Raw genomic sequence first — 14,914 nt, 5'->3', positions numbered from 1 at the left:
CTCAGATCGTGTCGAGCACGAAGCTGTCCCAGTCGCCCCAGTCGGTCCCGTCACTGGCGCGCACCCAGAGCGTCTGGCTGCCCGGCGCCGCGTCGCCCCGGAACCAGATATCCGACAGATCGGCGGTCTGGTAGCCGGCGTTCGCGTCCCTGATCCCGCCATCGGCCCACCAGTTGTCGCCCCCCTCGTCGTCCCAGACCTCATAGAGCGCGATCGCGTCGCCGTCAGCGTCCAGCGCGCTCATCACCGCGTCGAGCCGCGTCCAGGCGAGCGGGGCCGCCGCCTGGTCCGCGATGTCGACCACGGGGGGCGAATTCTCGGTCGTCAGGGTGAAGCTGTCCCAGTCGCCCCAGTCCGTGCCGTCATTGGCGCGCACCCAGAGTGTCTGACCGCCCTTCGAGGCATCGCCCCTGAACCAGATATCCGACAGATCGGCGGTCTGGTATCCGCCGCTAGCGTCCTTGATCCCGCCATCGGCCCACCAGTTGTCGCCGCCCTCGTCGTCCCAGACCTCGTAGAGCGCGATCGCGTCGCCATTCGCGTCCGTCACGTCCACAACCGTGCTGAGCTTCGTCCACTCATCCGCCGCGACGGACTGGTCGGCGACCTCGACCGCCGGTCTCGCGTTGGGCGTGGCGACGTCGAACGGGTCCCACCCTCCCCATCCGGCGCCGTCATTGGTGCGCACCCAGAGCGTCTGGCTGCCCGCCGTCGCATCCGCCTGGAACCAGATATCCGACAGGTCCGAGGTATAGTAACCCGTTGTCGCATCGACGTAACCGCCATCGGCCCACCAGCTGTTGGCGCCCTCGTCGTCCCAGAGGCCGTAATGCAGCACCGCGTCGCCATCCGGGTCCGCAACCCCCAGAACCGCGTCAAGCCGCGTCCATTCGAGCGGGGATTTCGCCTGGTCCCCTACGGTCGTGACCGGCAACACGTTGGGCACGCCCGAGGTCAGCGTGAACTTGCTGAATTCGCCCCAGCCCGAGGCGTCGCGGGCGCGGATCTCGAAATCCTGTACGCCGACCACCGGATCGCGCAGGATCGTGATATCGGCAAGCGACGCCGCGCGCGCGCCGGTCGAGGCATCGACCGCCACGCCGCCGATCATCACGCTGTCCGTGCCTTCGCCGTCGATGATCTCAACCTCGAGGATCGGATCGCCCTCGGGATCGCTGACCGATCCGAGCGCCGAAAGGTTGGTCTGCGCGCCTGCCCCCAAGAGGGTTATATCGGACACGGTGACCGAGGGCGCGAGGTTGATGAGTTCATCGATGGTCTTCACGCCGTCCTTGAACTCCACGAACTCGACGCCGCGCAGGATGTCGCGCCCGTAGTCCACCTCCTTGTCGAGAAAGCTGTTCCCCGAGGTATAGGTCAGCCCGCCCCCCGCGCCGGTTCCGTTGGCCGGGCCCGCGCCATTGTGCTGGAATATCCAGTCGCCCGTGCCGGCGTCCACGCTGACCCGGAAGGACTGGCTGAAGGCGTCGTAGATCACCGTGTCGGCATCCGCGCCGCCCTCGATGATGTCGTCGCCGGCGCCGCCGATGATGGTGTCGTCGCCGCCACCGCCGAGCACATTATCGTCGCCGGTTCCGCCGCTGAGCCTGTCGGCGTCAACGCCCCCGGTCAGCGTGTCGTCGCCCGCGCCGCCCTCGATGGTGTTCTGCCCGCCGATCCCGTAGAGGTCGTCATCTCCGTCGAAACCGAGCAGCAGGTTCGCCGAGGCCGAACCGAAGACCTGGTCGTCATGGGCCGACCCGGCGACATCCTCGATATCGGTAAGGTCGGCCACCTCGACCCAGGCGCCGGCGCTCAGGTCGGGACCATTCCTATGCCAGGCCATCGGCGCGGCAGCCCGAAGGTCGAGCCAGATCGCGTAGGGCGAGGAGGTGAAGCTCGCGATGTCGCGGTCCGCGCCGCCGTCCCACATGTCGCGCCCGCCGGTCCAGTTGAAGCTGTCCCTCCCCGCCCCGCCGGTGGCCGTGTCGTTCCCGAACCCGCCCGAAAAGGCGTTGTCGGCGTCGTTGCCGGTCATGCTGTCGGCGAAATCGGTGCCGATGACGTTCTCGATACTTTCGGCCAGCACGCCCACTTCATGGGTCACTCCGCCGATCGTCGTGTTGACATAACCGTAGTCCAGCGGCGTCTCCAGCGTGACGGTCGCGGCCTGGGCGAACTCGCTGAGGTCGACGCTGTCGGAGCCAAGCCCACCATAGACGAAGTCGATAGAGCCGACGACGCCGTCCAGCACGAAGATGTCGGCGCCGCCGTGGCCATACATGATGTCCGACCCGCCGCCGCCGTTGAGGATGTTCATCCCGTCGTCGCCATTGAGCGCGTCGTCGAACGCCCCCGCCAGGATCGCCTCGACTCCGGTCATGTTGCGCAGGTCGATCGCGGTGATCGCGTCCGCCTGCGTCACGTCCACCGTGTCGAACCCGTCGCCGCCGTCGATGGCGTCGAGATAAATGTCCCAGTTGCCCTTGAACACGTCATTCCCGGCCCCGCCATAGAGCATGTCCGCGCCGCCGTGGCCGGTAATCATGTCGTCGCCGTCGAGTCCGTAGATGATGTTGACGTTGTCGTCGCCCTCGATCTCGTCGTCGAAATTCGTGCCGTCCACGTTGGGCGCGTTGACGATGGTGGCGATGCTGCGCCACGCGCCGGATTTGACGTCCGATCCGTCGCGGGTCCATGCCTCCGCCCCCGCGGCGTAGTCGAGGTCGATCCACACCGCCGATCCGAAATTCGAGAAGTTGACGAAATCCGCGCCGCCGCCGCCGTCGAACATGTCGAACCCGCCGGTATAGCCAAAGGTTGTGGCCCCGCCGTCTCCGAGGAACGTGTCGTCGAAGCCGCTGCCGATGATCGCCTCGAAGCCGTCGATATCGTCGACCACGTGGCCCGTGCCGGTCATGCCCGCTACCGAATCGATCCGCACCTCTCCGGTGGCGCGCGTGAGATCGACGTCGAGCGCGCCGACCGCGCCGGTATAGTTCAGCGTGTCGAAATCGGCGCCGCCGCTCAGCGTGTTCCGCCCCAGCGCGCCGGCGTGGACGATGTCGTTGCCGTCCTCGCCGTCGACCATGTCATCGCCCGCGCCGCCGATCAGCAGGTCGTCGCCGGAATAGCCCAGCAGCGTGTCGGCGCCCGCCCCGCCCTCGAGCGTGTCGTCGCCCTGCCAGCCGTCGAGGTAGTCGTCGCCGCCGCCGCCCAGGAAATCCTCGTCGAGGTCGCCGCCGGCGAAGTAATCGTCGAGATCCGTGCCGATCACCCGCTCGATGCCATTGGCCAAGTCGGTATCGCCGAAGGTGTCGACAATCTCCATCTCGAAGCCGGGCGTCAGCGCGGACCCGTCATAGGTGATGCCGCTGCCTCCCGTCTCGCGGCTGTAGTCGATGGTGTCGAACTCGACCCCGCCGCGAAAGATATCCGCCCCGCCCCGCCCGGTATAGAGGTTGTCGCCCAGGCCCCCGTCGAGCACGTTGTCGCCCGCGTCGCCCAGCAGGTCGTCGTCGAAATCGCTGCCGCGCAGGTTCTCGATCCCGTCGAGCACGGCGATCTCGCGCCAGGTTCCGGTGGTCACCGTGTCGTTGTCGCGCGTCCATGCGTCCGTGCCGGCCGACACGAGGTTCACCCACACCGCCGCGCCAAAGCGCGAGAAGTCGGCCCAGTCGGTATCGGCGCCGCCGTCATAGGCGTCGAACCCGCCGGTATAGGCGAAGACGTCGTCGCCGGCGTCGCCCTGCGCCGTATCGTTGCCCGCGCCGCCGGCCAGGATGTCGTCCGCCGCGCCGCCCTCGAGGCTGTCGTCGCCCGCGCCCCCGTCAACCACGTCGCTGTCGTCGCCGCCGCGCAGCGTGTCGTTTCCTTCCTCGCCGTAGAGCCGGTCGAACCCCGCGCCGCCGCTCAGGTCGTCATCGCCACTGCCGCCGGACAGGAAATCATCGCCCGCCTTGCCGTCGAGCGTGTCGTCGCCCCCGGCCCCTGCCAGCGAGTTGGACAGCCGGTCACCGATCATCGTGTCGTCATGCATGGCGCCGACGAAATTCTCGATCGACACGAAAATGTCGTCATGGGCCATGTCCCCGGCGGCCTCGAACACCGAGAGATCCAGCTGGATCGCGCCGCCCGCGCGCACGTAGGACACGGTATCGAGCCCGATTCCACCCACATAGACGTCGCGCCCGTAGCTCGCGTAGAAGAAATCGTCGCCGTCGCCGCCGCGGTAGAGGTCGTCGCCCCCGCTGCGCGCCTCGAAGCGGTCGTTGGCGTCGGTTCCGAACGCGGAGAGGCCCGGATTGGCCCGGATCAGCGTGGCGCCCGGGCTGGTGGTGGTGATCCCGAAGGTGGCGTCGCTCGTCTCGACGGTGAAGGCCCGGCCGTCGATCGAGTCGGCGTAGTAGTCGATGATCCGCAGCTCATTCGTTCCCAGCCCGACCAGCAGGTCCGCGCCGTCGGCGACGAAGGCGAGCTCGGACATGAGGACGCCGTCGGCGAAGACCAGCCGCGTGTTCGCGTCGCGCTCGCCGTGGATGACGTCACTGCCGAAACCGTGGGAAAAGACGTAACGGTCCATGCCCGCGCCGCCGGCCATGAAGTCGTTGCCGCCGAAGCTCACCAGCAGGTCGTCGCCGGCCTCGCCGTAGAGCACGCCGCGCTCGGGCCCGCCGATCAGCACGTCGTCCAGGTCCGAGCCGATGATCTGGACCTCCTCGGTGTCGAGGAATTCGATCCCGCTGGAGGAGCCGGTTCCGATCAGGCCGATCTCGTAGCTGTAGAGCGCGCCGGAGGCGAAATAGGCGCCCGGGTCGAAGAACATCTCGTACTTGGAATAGCTGTCGTATTCCGCGGCGTCGAAGGGGCCGGCCTGCGCGCCGCCGCCCGCGCCGAGGTTGAAGCTGATCGACAGCGCGTAGGGCCCGGCCGAAACGGCCAGCGTGTCGGCGCCGGCGCCGCCGTCGAACGCGCCGTTGCCGCCGCCGAACTCGTAGATGTCGTCGCCGTCCTCGCCGTTGAACTGGCCGTTGTAGGATTCGTTGTAGAACCGGTCGTTGCCCGCCCCGCCATCGACGATGCTGAAGCCGCCATTGGCCCGCACCACGTCATTGCCCGAGCCGAGCCTTAGCACGAATGATTCGAACCCCGACAGCAGCGTGCCCTGCCCGATGTCATAGCCGACGCCGCGCTGGCTGAACCCGTCGAAGAACAAATCGCCCGTCTCGGCGCTGAAATCGCCGAGGAACAGGTCGGCGTCGCTGCCGTCCGCGCGATCCCCGCCGACATAGGCGATGGAGTTCTGAAACACCACGACATCGTTATGTTCGTCGCTCCCGGCGACGTCGACCTCCTCGATATCGGTGAACCGCACGGCGTTGTTCTCGGTCGAGGCGAGATCGCCGTTGGTGTTGTATTCGAGAAACGCGACCGTATGCATCTGGTCCAGCACCTGCGTCACGGCCCCCACGCCGGAGGTCAGGTATTTCGCCGCCACCTGGAAGACATAGTCGCCGCCTGCGTCGTAGCCCGCGAATTGCAGCGCGTCCGACGCGCCCGCGATCAGCAATTCGTCGCGGTCCGCACCGCCGTCGAGTTCGAGGTAGCCCTGCCCCTCCCAGTAGAACTTGTCGCTCCCCGCGCCGCCCAGAACGGTGTCGTCGCCGCCGCCACCGTTGATGATGTCGTTGCCGCCCTGCCCGTCGATGTAATCGTCGTGCATCCCGCCGGTCAGCAGATCGCCCCCCTGCGTGCCGCGCAGCACCATCCGGTCGATGCCATGCAGCATCGTGCCGAACACCACCTGCCCGCCGGTCGTGTCGTCATCCGTGATCTGGAACCGCATCTGGCTTTGCCGGGCCGAGAAATCGGCGGCCAGCACGTCGGCGTCGCCGGCGGATTCGCCGCCGATGTAATACTGCGCCTTGCCCCAGACAAAGAGATCGTCGTGATTTGCGCCGCCGCGGATCGACACCTCCTCGATTCCCTGTGTCGGGGTGAAGTTGAGCCCGCCGGAGATGCCCGCGAAATTGTAGGAGGTCGTCACCGCCGCCGGGTCGACCTCGAGCGCGGTCGCCTCGAAGAGCTTGGCCACCGTGTCGGCGGCGCTGAAATAGGCCTGGCTGCCGACCGCCGCGTCGCCCGCGTCGAAATAGCCGGTCCTGAGCCCGCCGTAATCGCCGCCGTGATCGAGGAACAGCCGGTCATACCCGGCCCCGCCAAAGAGCCGGTCGGACCAGCCGTCCTTCTGGTGGAAGGTGTCGTCGCCGTCTTCGCCATAGAGCCGGTCGAACCCCTGGTCGCCGAACCCGCCCGAGATCACGTCGTCGCCGTCGCCGCCCCGGATCGTGTCGTTCTTGCCGCCGCGGAACGTGTCGCCCTTGGAGGTGCCCTTGACCCACATCGATTCGTAGTTGGTGATCGTGGTGTCGCCATAGAGCCCGACGCCGTTCAGATCGACGAAGGCCCCGCCGCGATCGCCGAAGATGGTCTCGTAAACGCCGAAATCGGCGACGAAACGGTCATCTCCCCCGCTGCCCCCGTCATAGCGCGTGCCGCCGGTGAAGAGGCCAAGGTCGTCGCCCCCGGCATAGGTGCCGTGATTGGCGATATGTTCGACATCCGCCGCGATCAGCACCCGGCCCGCGTCAGCCGTGCCGTTGATGAGCATGAGATGCTCGAACTCGCCGGAGACGATCGCGTCGATGAAGGACGTCTGGGCGGTGTCGTAATTCGCCTGGACGTTCTGGTAATAGGCATCCGTAAGCGACAGGAACTGCGCGTCGGTCGCGTTCACGTCGATGCCGGTCCCGCCGAACAGGTAGCTGTAGACGCCGCCGGTGAAGGTCATGATGTCGTAACACAGCCCCTCGTCGCCCGCCTCGGCAAAGACGTGGTCCACGCCCCGACCGCCGAAGACGTAGTCGTCAAAGGGCGCCCCGCCCGTGGGCCCGCCGGGAAAGCGCGTCAGCGCCGCGTCGTCGCCATCCTCGAGCACGACCACGTCGGTGTAGAAATCGCCGCCAAGCTCCACGATATCGTCGCCGCCCCCGGTGCGCAGCGTGTCCGAGCGGAAATGCGCCTTGATGTAATCGTCGCCGCCGCCGGTGCGCAGGTGGATCTCCTCGATCTCGCGCACCGTGATCTCGCCGTTGGCGCTACCCTCGAAGAGCGCCACGCCGTTATTGGTCGCGATATCCTCGAACATGTCCCACTCCACGGCTTCGTCGCCGTGGGTCAGGGTGAAATCGGCGATGAAGACGTCGTATTCGCTGCCCTCGGCGCCGCCGTCATAGATGTAGGCGTCATCGCGGAAATGGATCATCACGTCGCCATGCCCGTCCGCGCCGAACACTTCGGCAGAGCCCCCGATGGTCAGGAACCGGTTGTTCAGCTCGTATTCGATCTGGGTCGCGGTCTGCAATGCGATGAGAAGGTTGTATTTCAACTGATAGCTGTCGTCGAACGCGATCAGCGGCGCTCCGTCACGCGCGCCGGTTCCCGCAAAGACGGTCAGCCCGGCGCTCTGGGACTGGACGTCGACCACCACCTTGTCGTCGGTCCCGGTGTTGACGTCCATGTCCAGAGAATTGCTGAAATTTCCGTTCCAGACAAAGATCTCCGCGATGCCGTTCATTGCGTCGGTATGTCCCGGCACGGACAGCGTCTGCGGGGTTGCGTAACCATCCTGCGCGTAGGTCGTCGCGTTGGCCTCGGCCTGTTGATAGACCTTCTGGAAGAAACCGTAGATCTGTTCCTCGGCGGTGGAGCTTTCCGGATTCCAGCCCGACGGCGTGATCGACTGGTGGACATAGAACACGTCCATCACGTCCGTCTCGGTGTTGAAGATCGACCCGTCGACGTCGAAATCGTCCTCGAAGAAGTTGCCCAGTTCGATCGTGACGCCGCCCTCGGGGATCTCGAGCTCCAGCAGCGGGCCAAAGCTGATCCGCATTGACGGCGGCACCCATGCGCCTTCGAGCTTCCCGGCGAGCGCGGTGATGGTGATCGAGGCGTTGATGCCAAGGCCCATGCCATGCTCGAACCGGGCGCGGTTGACCGAATATTCCGCGGTGATATTGGCCGTCCCGACCCCGTCCTCGAGCGACGTGGGCACGCCCATCAGCGGCGCGGCGATCAGCGCGCTGTCGCCCAACCGGGTGAACGCGACGACGTCATCGCTGGCGTCATTCGGCGTGCCGTTGTCGCTGGTCAGCTTGATGTCGATGTCGGGAATGTCGCTCGCTCCGGCGCGGCTGAAGTCGAGCGCGGTGTCCTCGGTGATGACAAGGCCCGCGCCGGCCTGCACGTCGAGCATGGTAAAGCTGAACTGGAACTTGCCCTTGGGGATGACGCCGCCCGTATAGTCGCTGATGTCGAACGTGTGCTCGGCGAAGACCACCTCCTCGAGGAACTTCGCGGCCGCCTTGACCGGCGGGAAGGGGATCTTGCCCAGCAGGTTCGTCATCAGCTTGTCGAGATCGGCGTTCAATTCCAGGAACCGCGTGTCCGACACGCCGTCGCCGCGCACCACGCTGTCAAGGCGTCCGTCGCCGTCGCCGTCCTCGCCCTGCCCTTCGGTATCCGCGCCCTGCGGCAGCCGCGCGGTGAAGGTCACGCCGTCGGTCAGCCCCAGCTCGAACTCGGGGGACTCCAGGTTGACACCGATCAGGGTCAGGCGCTGCTCGATGTCGATCACGGTGAACCCGCCCAGGTCGTCGGTGCCGAACCAGTGGCCGAACTCGATATCGCGCACGCCGGCCTCGAATTCGATCACGAGGTCGAGCCCGGCGCCGAGATTGCCGTCGCCCGTGCCGAACCCTTCGGAGGAAATCGAGGATTGCGTCACCTCCCAGTCCGAGAAGTCGAACAGCATCATCGTCGAAGTCCCGTCGATGGCGATGGCGTTCGGCTTGTCCACGTTGACGCTGACGCCGAAACTGGCGTCCCAGGAGCCGGCGGTGCCGAGATTGGCCCAGGCGATGAGGCCGAAGCGCGCGGCAAGGTAAAGCTCCGCATCGACCGAGAAGCCCAGCGCCGAGACCGAAAACGCCTTGGTCAGTTCATCGGGGTTCCACAAAAGCGCATCGCCGGAATCGACCGACAGGTCGATCGCCGGACCGGGGGCCCAGAGGTTCTGGCCGGACGTTTCAAAAAAGAGCGTGGTGTTATGCTTGGCCATGATCGAAACGTCCTCTGAAAATGAAGGGCCGCGGGGCTATCCTGCCCCCTTGGTCGGCTCGGAAATCTGCACGTCGCCCAGGACGTCATTGTCCACGAGCTTGGAAATGATGGGATGGGATGAAAACGGGCCGTTGACCTCGGGGCTGCGGCCGAACTTTATGAATAACTGCGTGGCGATCTCGCGGGTTTCGGCCACCACGTCGAGCAGCCACACCCGCTCGCCCGAGCGCCACTCGTCCGCGCGCAGGCGGATCGGAAAGACCTGCGCGGCGATCTGTTCCTTGACCTTGGCCTCCGCCTCCGCGTCCAGCGAGGCCCAGAAGGCGAAACCGCGCAGCGCCGGGCGCGCGCCTTCCTCCTCGGACGTCAGGCGGGCAAGCGCGATCCGGTTCTGCAACATGGGCGAGACGACAAGCCACTCCATGTCGGCCAGCGACAGGTGACGGTAGCGTTTCACGAGCATCAGGAGGGGAAGAATCTCGGCAAGCCCGGCGCGTATCCCTTCACGGTGCCGCGCCACGCGCGCATCCGTCATTCCGGCTAGGTCGGACTGCGCGCTCTGCTTATTTTCCATGACCCTCCCCAGGGGCGCCGGCGCGGGTAATACCCGAACGCCATTCGCCAAACTAGCAAAACGGTAGCTTGCGGGCAACGTTTTTCTTCGCCGACGTCAACCACTTGCGCGCGGCGCGGGCGCCGCCGCCGGGGCGCGCGGTTCGCCGGTCAGCGCCCCTCGATATTGATCGTGAAGCTGCGCTGCGCCCCCGCGGGCGGCGGCGGGAACGGGGCGGCGCGGCGGATCATGCGCAGCGCCGCCCGGTCAAGCTGCGCCGAGCCCGAACTGCGCGCGATGGACACTCCCGCAAGCCCGCCGCCCGCGTTGATCCGAAAGGCGACGACCGCGGCGCCGCGCCCGTCGGCGCGCGGACGCGGAACCCGCGCGATGCGGCGCATCACGAGCCCGGGATAGTTGCTCGCCGCCGCGTTGCCCGACGCCTTGGCGCGCCCGGCATTGCCCGAGGACTTCGCCTTCGCGCGATCGCTCCCCTGGGCGCTGCCCGCCGTCGCGTCCCTCTCCGCATTGCCGCGCGCGGATTTCGGGGCGGTTTTTTTCTTCGGCGTCTTCTTTGGCGGCGGCGCCTTCGCGTGTTTTTTCTCGAACGCCGGGCTGCGCCTCTCGGGGCGCAGCGACCGGGCGGGCGCGGGCGGCGCGTCCGGCTCGGCGCTCAGCGTTTCGGGCGGGGTCGGCTTCGCCGCGGGCTTGGGCGGGTTCGGCTTCGTCGGTTGTGGCGCGATCGTTTCGGGCGGGGTCGGCGCCAGGGCCGCGACCGAGGGAACCGCGTCCGCGGCGTCGGGCGCCACGGGGGCGGCCCGCTCAGCCGTGACCGGGGCGGCCCGTTCGGGCGCGACCGGCCTGGCGTGGATGGTCTCGGGCGCCGGCGCAGGCGTGCGCGAACGCGGCGCGTCCTGTGCGCGGGCCACCTCCGGCGGCGGGGTCGGTTCGGTGACCTCCGCGGGCTGCACCGGCTCGAGCGCGCCCGCCGCCATGTCCGCGAAGGATGTGCCGAGCCGCACCTCCTGCGCGCCCGCCCCGCCCTCGACCTCGACCTCGATCCGCGGGATCACCGCCCAGGCCAGCGCGCCGTGGATCACGACCGCGACCGTCAGCGCGCCGAGCTTGGCCAGACGGCGCGCCGCCGTCACTGAAGCCCCCTTTCGGTCACGACCATGACCCGCCCCGCCCCCGCGGCGCGCAGTTCGCGCGCGATGCGCACGAGGTCACGCGCCGGCAGGTCGCGGTCGGGGACCAGCCGCACATCGGGCGATGCGGTGTCCTCGCGGCGCGGCAGGTAGGCGGCGGGCGAGGTGATCTCGCTGCCGCGGTAGGTGAGCGTCCCGTCGGCGCGGATCACCAGCGCATCGGGGGGCGAACGCCCCTCGAGCTCGACCGTCCGCACGAGGTTCATCCCCTGCTCGAGCGGCTGCGCCAGCGTGCCCGCGACCATGAAGAAGACCAGCATCAGGAACACCACGTTGATGAGCGCGATGGTCGGCTCGCGCCGCGTGGAGGCGCGCGCGCGTCTCATGCGTCCCCCAGAACCGTCGGCGCGACGCCGGGCACGCCGCGCAGCGCCACCAGCAGATCGGTCAGCCGCTGCGACGTCACGCCGTCGCGCAGCGAGATCAGCAGCGGGCGCACCTCGCCTGCCGCGCCGCCTTCGCGCAAGCGCTGCGCCAGCGCGTCAAGCGGCAGCGGCTCGCCGTTGAGGCGCAGATCCGCCGCGCCCAGTTGCAGGAACAGCGGCCTGACCTCGGAGGTGATCGCCGCGCCGCCGGTGGCCGCGCTCAGCTCCACCTCGGCGAACTTGGAGAAGGTCGAACTCAGCATGAAGAACAGCAGCAGCAGGAAGATCACGTCGATCAGCGACGTCATCGACAGCCTGCGCCGCGTCCTGCGCGCCCTAGGCACCCTGCTGCGCGGCTCCGCCCGCCATGCTCTCGACCGGGCCGGCCTTGCCGCGCGGGCGCAGCACCGTGGCGATGGCGCGCTCGGCGGTGACGCGCTCGGCGTCCATGCGGCCCTCGAACCAGCTCAGCACCAGCGCGGTGGGCATCGCCACGGCCAGCCCCACGGCGGTGGTCAAGAGCGCGACCCAGATGCCCCCGGCCAGCAGCGACGGATCGACCTGCGCGCCCGCGTCCTGAAGCGAGCGGAACGCCTCGATCATGCCCAGCACCGTGCCGAAGAGGCCCAGCAAGGGCGCAAGCTGGGCCACCGAATCGAGGAAGCGGAACCCGGATTCGAGCCGCGCAAAGCGCGTCTCGGCCTCGGCGGTCAGGCGCGGCGCATCTTCGGCCCCGGAGGCAAACGCCATCTCGACCACCGGCGCGAGGTAGCTGCGCGAGCGGCTGAGCGATGCGCGCGCCGCCGCGCGATCGCCTGCGTCCCAGGCTGCGACCGCGTCGCGCAGCGCGGTGTGCCGCCCGACGCCCGCGCGCATGAACTGCCCCAGCTTGTAGAGCACGGTCGCCATCGTCACCACCGACACGGCGATCAGCAGCAGCACGACCGGCCCGCCAAGCTCGGCGACCTGGCGCAGCGGGTCCAACAGCGCGCTCATCCCTGCACCTCGATCCCGGTGCGCGAGGACAGGGTGAGCCCGGCCTCACACGCGTCCGGGGCGAGATCCGCACTCTCGCAGGTGCTCGCCCCGTTGATGAGGATGCGGCCCAGCCCCTCGCAGGTGACGCCGGGGACCGAGAACTGGCGCACGCGGGGTCGCGCGGGCGGCAGCGCGCCGAAATCGAACAGCGTCAGCCGGTCCACCTGCCCGTTCCGGTCAAACAGCACGGTCTCATAGACCAGCGAATCGATGGGCGCGGAATGCCCGTTGATGACGAGAAAGGTCAGCGTGCAGCCCGCGTCGGTCATCTGCGTCGTGTTGAGCTCGAGCGAGACCGCCTTGCCGATCTCCTGCTCCTGCGCCGCGGCGGGCGCGGCCAGCGCGATAATGAGCGGCAGAAGCGCCGCGCGCATCCGGCAAAGGGCTGTCCTGGGCTGTGGCATGGCGTGCTCCGCATGAGTTGTTCCGACATTGCGACCCCGGCATCCTAGCGCCTCCCGGACCCGCGCAACATCCGCGATTCATCACATTCCGGCAATCAATTCAATACCCGACAATATTACTCGGAAAAATGACGCCCAAGGCCCGCCCCGGTCCGGGCTCAGGCGTTCAGGCCGGCGATGAACCCCTCGTAGATCGCCTCCTCGGCCGAGCGCGGACCGAGGCAGTCGCCAGCCAGGGCGGTCGCGATCCCGCTGCCGCGCAGCGCCTCCTCCAGTTTGGTGCGCGCGACGCCGCCATGCGCCAGCACGACCGTGTCCACACCCTCGCAGACGATGGGCGCGCCGGTGACGGCGTGGCGCAGCCAGACGGTGTCGGCGTCAACGCCGAAGATCTGCGCGTAGGGGATCACCTCCACGCCCAGGCGGTGCAGCTTGCCCGCCCAGTGGTCGCGCAGGTAGGGCTGAAGCTCTTGGCCCATGTGCAGCCCGTTCACCGCGAGTCGCACGCGCCGCCCGGCCAGCGCCAGCTTCTCGGCCACGCCGGGACCGACCCAGTCACAGCGCCAGTCGGCGACGAGGACGCGCGCGCCCGGCTCGGCCTCGTCCCGCAGCAACTGCCACGCATCCAGCACATGCCCGTCCTGCGCCCCCTCGACCGGCATCCGGTGCGCCCGCGCCCCGGTGGCGAGGATCACGAGATCGGGGCGTTCCTCCTCGACCATCGCCCGGTCGAGCGCGGTGTTCAGCCGGACCGCAACGCCGAGCCGCCCAAGCTGCCCGGTAAGGTTGGTCACAAGCCCGCCGAATTCGGCCCGTTCGGGAAGCAGTTGCGCCAGCAGCGCCTGCCCGCCCAGCCGCGCGCCTTCCTCGAACAGCGTCACGTCATGGCCGCGTTCCGCCGCCGTCACCGCCGCCTTCATCCCCGCCGGCCCGCCACCCGCGACGAGGACGCGGCGCGACGTCGCCGCCGGCGCGACAGGACCGAACCGCAACTCGCGCCCCGTCGTCGGGGTCTGGATGCAGGAAATCGGCGCGCCCTGGTGGAAATGGCCGATGCAGGCCTGGTTGCAGCCGATGCAGGCGGTGATCTCCTCGGCGCGGCCCGCGCGCGCCTTGCCGGCCATGCTCGGGTCGGCGATCATCGCGCGGGTCATGCCGCACATGTCCGCCTGCCCCGCCGCGAGGATCCTCTCGGCCTCCTGCGGCTGGTTGATCCGTCCGGCGACGAAGACCGGCAGGCCCGAGGCTTCCTTCAGCGCGCCCGCCTGCGGCGCGAGATAGCCCGGCGCGATCTCCATCGGCGGCACCACGTGAACCGACCCGCCCAGCCCCGCCATCGACCCGGTGGTGGTGTTGACGTAGTCGATGAGGCCGCGTTCGGCCAATGCCCGCACGATCCGCGCCACCTGTTCGCGTTCCAGCCCGCCGGGCTCAAGCTCCTCGGCGGAGATGCGCAGCCCGACAAGGCGCTCCTCACCCATCGCGGCGCGCGCCGCCGCCAGCGCCTCGGCCAGCGCGCGCAGCCGGTTTTCGGGCGTGCCGCCGTAGCGGTCCGTGCGCCGGTTGACCTCCGGATTGAGGAACTGCGCGAAGAGCAGGCCGTGGCTCGCCATGAGCTCCACCCCGTCGAGCCCCGCCGCGGCGAGCCGCCCGGCCGCGGCCCCGCAGGCGGCGACGATCTCGGCGACCATGTCGGTCGGCATCTCGCGCGGCATAGTGTGAAAGCGGTTCTCGGGCACGGCGGAAGGGGCGTAAACGACGCCGCGCACGCCCCGGCGCCGCCCGGCAGAGCAGCGCCCCGCGTGCGAGAGCTGCCCCATGATCCGCGCGCCCGCCGCATGCACCGCGTCGGCCAGCCGCCGGTAGCCGTCGATGCAGTCATCCGTCGTGGCGCGCAGTTCGGGCGCGTCGGTCAGCGCGGAGCCGTGAAAGCGCGCCGCCTCCACGATGATCGCCCCCGCGCCGCCCTTCGCCCGCGCGGCGTGATAGGCGATGAGGTCGTCCCCGACGGCCCCGTCACGGGCAAGATAGGTCTGGTGCCCGGTCGACAGCACCCGGTTCGGGAAGGTGACCGACCGGATGGTGAGCGGGGAAAAGAGATGTGCGTAGCGCATGGCGCGACCCTACCCGAATCGCGCCGCCTTGCGAGGTTCTTTTTGGCGA

Annotated in this window: 8 protein-coding genes; all 8 read right to left on the bottom strand. The window is 68.6% G+C overall.

Annotation, left to right across the window (positions count from 1 at the left end; translation table 11 throughout):
* Position 1 precedes the first annotated feature (1 nt).
* The 8 genes from D6850_RS04625 to D6850_RS04590 all read right to left on the bottom strand — a co-directional run bounded on the left by D6850_RS04625 (position 2) and on the right by D6850_RS04590 (position 14,865).
* The gene (locus D6850_RS04625) at positions 2 to 9,181 is read right to left on the bottom strand and encodes a calcium-binding protein (RefSeq protein WP_121164218.1); all 9,180 of its coding nucleotides are present in this window, start codon (positions 9,179 to 9,181) and stop codon (positions 2 to 4) included.
* A 36-nt stretch (positions 9,182 to 9,217) separates the two neighbouring features.
* Entirely contained in the window at positions 9,218 to 9,757 is a 540-nt protein-coding gene (locus tag D6850_RS04620; protein ID WP_121164216.1) for a toxin-activating lysine-acyltransferase, read from the bottom strand.
* Positions 9,758 to 9,906: 149 nt separating this feature from the next.
* Positions 9,907 to 10,887 (bottom strand): energy transducer TonB family protein, encoded by a 981-nt coding sequence (locus D6850_RS04615; RefSeq protein WP_121164214.1) that lies wholly within the window; start codon positions 10,885 to 10,887, stop codon positions 9,907 to 9,909.
* Positions 10,884 to 11,270 (bottom strand): ExbD/TolR family protein, encoded by a 387-nt coding sequence (locus tag D6850_RS04610; protein ID WP_121164212.1) that lies wholly within the window; start codon positions 11,268 to 11,270, stop codon positions 10,884 to 10,886. The genes D6850_RS04615 and D6850_RS04610 overlap by 4 nt, the downstream gene beginning before the upstream one ends.
* Positions 11,267 to 11,653, bottom strand: a complete 387-nt coding sequence (locus D6850_RS04605; protein ID WP_281272556.1) for a biopolymer transporter ExbD — start codon at positions 11,651 to 11,653, stop codon at positions 11,267 to 11,269. Before D6850_RS04605 ends, D6850_RS04610 begins: the two co-directional genes overlap by 4 nt.
* Entirely contained in the window at positions 11,646 to 12,305 is a 660-nt protein-coding gene (locus D6850_RS04600; RefSeq protein ID WP_121164208.1) for a MotA/TolQ/ExbB proton channel family protein, read from the bottom strand. The genes D6850_RS04605 and D6850_RS04600 overlap by 8 nt, the downstream gene beginning before the upstream one ends.
* A complete protein-coding gene (locus D6850_RS04595) occupies positions 12,302 to 12,751 on the bottom strand; it encodes a hypothetical protein (protein ID WP_121164206.1) in 450 nt (149 codons plus the stop codon). Before D6850_RS04595 ends, D6850_RS04600 begins: the two co-directional genes overlap by 4 nt.
* A 158-nt stretch (positions 12,752 to 12,909) precedes the next feature.
* Positions 12,910 to 14,865 carry an oxidoreductase gene (locus D6850_RS04590; RefSeq protein WP_121164204.1) on the bottom strand — a complete coding sequence of 652 codons (1,956 nt, stop codon included), beginning with the start codon at positions 14,863 to 14,865 and terminating at the stop codon, positions 12,910 to 12,912.
* Between the last annotated feature and the right edge of the window lie 49 nt (positions 14,866 to 14,914).

The organism is Roseovarius spongiae (assembly GCF_003651245.1).
Lineage (GTDB): Bacteria > Pseudomonadota > Alphaproteobacteria > Rhodobacterales > Rhodobacteraceae > Roseovarius > Roseovarius spongiae.
This window is presented reverse-complemented; position numbering and strand designations above follow the sequence as displayed.